This window comes from Aneurinibacillus aneurinilyticus ATCC 12856, from assembly GCF_000466385.1.
Taxonomy (GTDB): domain Bacteria; phylum Bacillota; class Bacilli; order Aneurinibacillales; family Aneurinibacillaceae; genus Aneurinibacillus; species Aneurinibacillus aneurinilyticus.
Window position 1 is genome coordinate 1 of the sequence record NZ_KE952769.1, and the last position, 5,594, is coordinate 5,594.

At 41.0% G+C, this 5,594-nt stretch carries 5 protein-coding genes; 2 read left to right on the forward strand and 3 right to left on the reverse strand.

What is annotated here, in order from left to right:
* Window positions 1–316, reverse strand: a 316-nt coding sequence (locus tag HMPREF0083_RS10065; RefSeq protein ID WP_021621192.1) for an IS110 family transposase, incomplete at its 3' end; no start/stop codon positions are given.
* A gap of 163 nt (window positions 317–479) precedes the next feature.
* On the opposite strand from HMPREF0083_RS10065, the gene HMPREF0083_RS10070 reads away from it, so the two are divergent.
* Together HMPREF0083_RS10070 and HMPREF0083_RS10075 are read left to right on the forward strand one after the other, a co-directional pair.
* Complete coding sequence (locus tag HMPREF0083_RS10070) at window positions 480–1,445, forward strand: ABC transporter ATP-binding protein (RefSeq protein ID WP_245191336.1); 966 nt, start codon at window positions 480–482, stop codon at window positions 1,443–1,445.
* Complete coding sequence (locus HMPREF0083_RS10075) at window positions 1,427–3,190, forward strand: ABC transporter ATP-binding protein (RefSeq protein WP_051354613.1); 1,764 nt, start codon at window positions 1,427–1,429, stop codon at window positions 3,188–3,190. The genes HMPREF0083_RS10070 and HMPREF0083_RS10075 overlap by 19 nt, the downstream gene beginning before the upstream one ends.
* A 100-nt stretch (window positions 3,191–3,290) precedes the next feature.
* Here HMPREF0083_RS10075 and HMPREF0083_RS10080 read toward each other — a convergent pair whose 3' ends face one another.
* Together HMPREF0083_RS10080 and HMPREF0083_RS10085 are read right to left on the reverse strand one after the other, a co-directional pair.
* Entirely contained in the window at window positions 3,291–4,361 is a 1,071-nt protein-coding gene (locus HMPREF0083_RS10080) for a sensor histidine kinase (protein ID WP_040302307.1), read from the reverse strand.
* Window positions 4,345–5,070, reverse strand: coding sequence for a response regulator transcription factor (locus HMPREF0083_RS10085; protein ID WP_021621196.1), 726 nt, complete (start codon window positions 5,068–5,070; stop codon window positions 4,345–4,347). Before HMPREF0083_RS10085 ends, HMPREF0083_RS10080 begins: the two co-directional genes overlap by 17 nt.
* Between the last annotated feature and the right edge of the window lie 524 nt (window positions 5,071–5,594).

Sequence of the window (5,594 nt, forward strand, 5' to 3'; positions counted from 1 at the left end):
TCACATGCATGGGATTCACGACCACGACCGGAATGCTGCGGCTTCGTAAGAAGGCCGCGAGCGTCATCCAGTAGTGTCCTGTCGGCTCCATTCCGACAAGAAGCTGTGTTTTTTCGTGTTCCGTCATCAAGTGTTTCATCCAATGACAGAACGCTTCAAATCCCTGACGTGTACTTGGGAAAGAAAAAGCTTTCCCATACATGAGACCACGATCATTTTGTGCTCGTGCCACATGTTTGTGTTTGGCAATATCTACGCCAACAATTAAGGTAGATTCTGTAATTTGAGAAATGCGTTGATTTTGGGTATAATTCATAGTGAGTACCTCCTCTGTTATTTCGAGGTCACGGCCGTGACACTCTGTATGTTAACAGGAGGTACTTTTTTTATCCAATCGCATTTTCATTCATTACAGGAATGCTCCTTTTATATTTTTTGTCACATACGGCGGATATTTAATAGGGCAGGGAGAGCTAACCTTGAGCAATTTGGTTATATTTGGCTACTTGATTAATTTTGTTCTGGAGCCGCTATCGACGATGCCTGTGTTGTTTGCTCAAATACAAGAAGTTTCGGGTGCATCCAAACGCTTGCTGCATATTGTTGAACAGCCAACTGAACAAAAGAATAAACCCGTTATTGATATTCATCCCGATGCGGTACCGATTGAATTTAAAAATGTTTCTTTTGCATATGAAGATCAGGCAAAAGTGCTGAACCATGTAAATTTTGTACTGCAAAAGAACAAAATAATTGCTTTAGTAGGTACGAGCGGAAGCGGGAAAAGTACAATTTTGAAGCTTTTGTGTGGGTTTTACCAAATGAAGGAGGAAGATGGTTGTATTAAGCTATTCGGCCATCCTTTACAAGAGTGGAATGCAGCAGAAATGCGTACATATTTGTCACTAGTTTCACAGGATATATATTTGTTTCCCGTATCTATTGCTGAGAATATTTCCTATGGTCGAATAGATGCTAGCAGAGATGAAATTATTGCCGCAGCAAAGACGGCTAATGCTCATAATTTTATTATGGAACTTCCTGACGGCTATGAAACAATTGTGGGAGAGCATGGTTCCAGGATATCAGGGGGGCAGAAGCAGCGAATTGCAATTGCACGTGCTATTCTCAAAAACGCACCTATTCTTTTATTAGATGAGCCAACATCTGCATTAGACACGCAGTCTGAAGCACTGGTCCAAGAAGCATTAGAGTACGTAATGGAAAATCGAACCGTGTTAGTTATTGCCCACCGTCTTTCTACTATTAAAGAAGCTGATGAGGTATTAGTTTTAGACCAGGGGCGTATTGTGGAAAGTGGTACGCATGAGCAATTACTTGCTCAAAACGGTTTATACTCAAGGCTGTATAAAAAGCGATTTATTACAGAAGAGAATGCAGAGATGGTAAAGGAGGAGGCATATTCTTGCTTATCAGAAAAATGACGAATGAACTTTTCCATCTGCTGTCTTTCATGAAAAATAAAAAGAAAATGTATATGATTAGTTTGTTAGGAGATAGCCTGGTTCATGCTAGTTTAGCTATTTGTATTCCTTTTGTTTTTAAGGATTTAACCGATTTTGCGAATAGTAAAGATTCGGCATTACTAACAAGGGCGATTATTGTAGTAAGCGGAACATTTATTTTTTTGAGTATTTTATCTCCTCTTTTCAGCTATTTGTATCATCGCTGCGTGAAAGAAGTGATGAACAGCATTAGACTTACTGTCTACAAACATATGGGGCAATTGTCAGCCGACTATTATGAACGTCATCACACGGGAGATACTATATCTAGATTAAGCAATGATGTACACATAATAGAGCAAGCATATACGGAACATTTGAAAACATTGCTTACTATTCTTGTAGTTTTGTTAGGTTCCTTAGTAGGGATGTTCTTGTTGGATTGGAGATTTTCCTCCGTACTTGTTATGCTTAGCACAGTAACATTATTTATCAATATACGCTTTGCCAAATCGGTTCGAAGCATTAGTGATCAAATGCAGCGACAGACAGGAACGTTAACTGAAAGGCTCACCGATTTTATTTCGGGATTGCCTGTGATTAAAATGTTCAATTTACATAATGTTGTAACTAAACGCTACATTGAAATGAATGAAGATATTACAATTTCTGCGATAAAACAGGGACACAAAAATGCGCTATTGGATGCAACAAATTTTTTTATTAATTTTTTGAGTTTCGGGGGTATGCTTGTAGCCGGAATCATTATGGTGTCGCAAAATGTAATTGAATTAGGTTCATTAATTGCTATTGTACAGCAACAAATGTTTGTCACGCTCGCATTTTTACATTTGGGGCAAACGATAACCGTACTACAAAGCTCCCTGGCAGGTGCGGCTCGTGTAGTCGAGTTTTTAGATGAACCTGTAGAGCCGGAACGATACGATTTACGCAGGGAAGTAAGCTGTGAGACTAATAGTATGATAGAAATGAATGAAATTGTTTTTGAATATGAAGAAAGCTGCCGAGTGCTTAATGGTTTTTCATTAACTGTTGAGCAAGGGAAAGTGGCTGCACTTGTAGGTGCAAGTGGTAGTGGAAAAAGTACAGTTATTAAATTGTTATTAGGCTTCTATCCGTTTCAGAGCGGCAATATTTATTTGGATGGTAAGCCTATGGAACAGTATAAGCTTACAGAGATAAGAGATATAATTTCCTATGTTCCTCAAGAGGCGTATTTATTCGAAGGAACCATAGAAGAAAATATTAAATACGGACGATTGGATGCTTCCGAGGAAGAAATAATTGTAGCTACGAAGGCAGCATATGCCCATGATTTTATTATGAAACTACCAGCAGGCTACCAGACAAAGGTTGGGGAACGTGGAACAATGCTGTCTGGAGGGCAAAGACAACGGATTGCCATAGCGCGCGCTTTACTTAAAAACGCACCTATTCTTCTATTGGATGAGGCGACATCAGCATTAGATTCTGAATCAGAATATTGGGTACAGCAAGCGCTTCATACATTAATGAAAGATCGAACAACACTTGTTATTGCCCATCGTTTGTCTACAATTGAAGATGCAGATATGATTTACGTTGTTGAGCAAGGAAAGGTTGTAGAATATGGAAACCATGAAGCATTGATGCTCCAAAACGGTCTTTATGCTAATTTGTATGAGATGCAAACCAAGGTAAGGGAAAGACAAAATATAGTGTGAATTTAACATTCTGCTTTAATCAAATGAATTCTGATACGATCGATATCGGCTTAGGTATGAATCCCGGATTAACAGGAAAAAGGAAAAGCAAGGTCATTCTTTAATTTTTGGGGAGAATGACCTCGAATACTGTTTTTCCTGGTTCGCTCTTGAGCAACAGCTTTCCACCATGAAGTTCGACCGCTTTTTTGGCAATCGCCAGCCCAAGCCCCGTCCCTTCCCCTGTCCTTGCTTCGTCTCCGCGTACAAAGGGCTGGAAGATGCGTTCTTTTAACTCTTCAGCAATTCCTATTCCATTGTCCATAACCTGAAGCAGGACCGCTTCGTCAGTATCCGTAAGCGATAAGGCGACTTCCGTTCCCTCCGGATTGTGTTTGAGCGTGTTGGACAACAGATTAGACAAGGCCCGGTACAATAAATTCCGGTTCATCTGAACCATGACTCTGTGAGAGGGAATTTTCAAATCCAAGGTAAATTTCTTCTGTTCAAACTGATCGAAATGAGCGATGGCGATTTGCCGGATCAGTTCAGCCAAATCTTCCTGCTCTTCAGCGGAAGGGAGGTCCGGACTGTCCAGCGTCGCCAATTGAAACATATCCTCTACGAGAGCAGTCACGATGACCGACTTGTTATAAATCATCTCCAAGTATCGGCGTTGCTTCTCCGGACTGTCTACGACTCCCATTTGAAGGGCCATTGCATAGCCTTGTATCGTAGTTATAGGCGTTTTCAAATCATGGGACAAATCGAGCAGCATCCGTTGCTTGCTTTGTTCTGCTTTATTTTTTTCGGCTTCCGTTTTCTCTAAATGTGCAACCATTTCGTTGAAATGCTCCTGAATAAGCGTCAATTCGTAGTCGGCCTTGAAGCGGAGGCGCTGAGTGAATTCGCCCTTCCTCATTTTTTGGATGGCATCGGTTATTTTCTCTAAAGGGCCGGTAATCCGCTTCGACGTCCAACGGCTGTAAAGGTAGACGCTAAGCGCGAAGATTGCTATCTCAATTAAACTGTTGAGCGACAATCCAGGCAGAAGAACAATAGACTTTTTTAAAATACCGGCACCTACATGGTCGTCCAAATAGGCTACAATACTGTTGGTAACTCCAACTGTTAGGGTGAAGAGAATATAGGCCGTGATCATGGTGTTAAATAATTTACGTTTTTTTCCCATCAAAATCATCCTTTGAAGCAAATTTGTAACCGAGACCGCGGACGGTTTTAATATATACGGGTTGACGGGGCCGATCCTCAATTTTGTCTCTGAGCCGCGAGATTTGCACCATAATCGTATTATCATCTTCCCAATATGTTTCCGACCACGCCTGTTCGAACAACTGTTGCTTCGTAAAGATGCGCCCGGGGGCCTGCATAAACGTATTCAGCAGTCTGTACTCAAGAGGAGTAAGCGTGATCGTTTCATCTCCACGGTAGACAACACAAGCAGTATGATCGAGCGTCAATCGGCCGACAGTCGTTGATTGGGCTGAAATCATCTTTTCTTCCGGTTCGTTGAATTCGAACGCGCGACGAAGCTGAGCTTGAATGCGGGCGACCGCTTCTAGGGGGTTAAACGGTTTAGAGATGAAATCGTCCGCTCCGAGCCCAAGCCCTAGTATTTTGTCACTGTCCCGATTTTTCGCTGAAAGAATGATGACAGGGAGCTTATATTCATTCCTCAGTCTTTTAATTAATTGAAAGCCATCCAAGGCCGGCATCATAATGTCGATGATAGCTAGATCAATAGGATGCTGACGAATATAATTCCACGCTTGTTCACCATCATAAGCTTCAATGATTCGATAAGATTCTCTCTCAAGAAAAAGCTTTAGCAGTTCAATAATTTCTGGCTCATCGTCGGCGATTAAAATGGTTTTACTCATGCCCTTGTCTCCCTCCTGGAGTTTGTCTATAATTCGGGAATTTAAGCCCGCAACAATTAATTTTTTCTATTTTGGGTGCTTTTCGACCCAGCATATTATGCTATGTCACACTTATTGGTTATCCACATATTAGAAGAAGTAAGATGCACACGTCGGCGTGTTCCCGCGTCTTTTTCTCACAAGGAAGGGACACGGTGTGGTGACGATCTACTCTGGATTGTACTGGATAATCAATACCCTTGATGCTATGTATCTTAAAATGATAGTTCTCTTTTTTCTAGGCTGATTCCTTCAATGTAAGGTTAATGTAAGAGTAAAGACAGATACAGGAAAGAATCCTTCGTTAGAATGAGTAGTGATAGGGAAATTTTTCAAGGAAGGGAGTATAAGGATATACCATATAGATCTTGATACTTGAAAATAATATGCTGATCGGGGTGAACAAAGACACCCAAGGAGAATGACGGGATATTGGCTATGTACTTTACTATATCACACCTGTTGATTATCCATAAGGTGGAAGA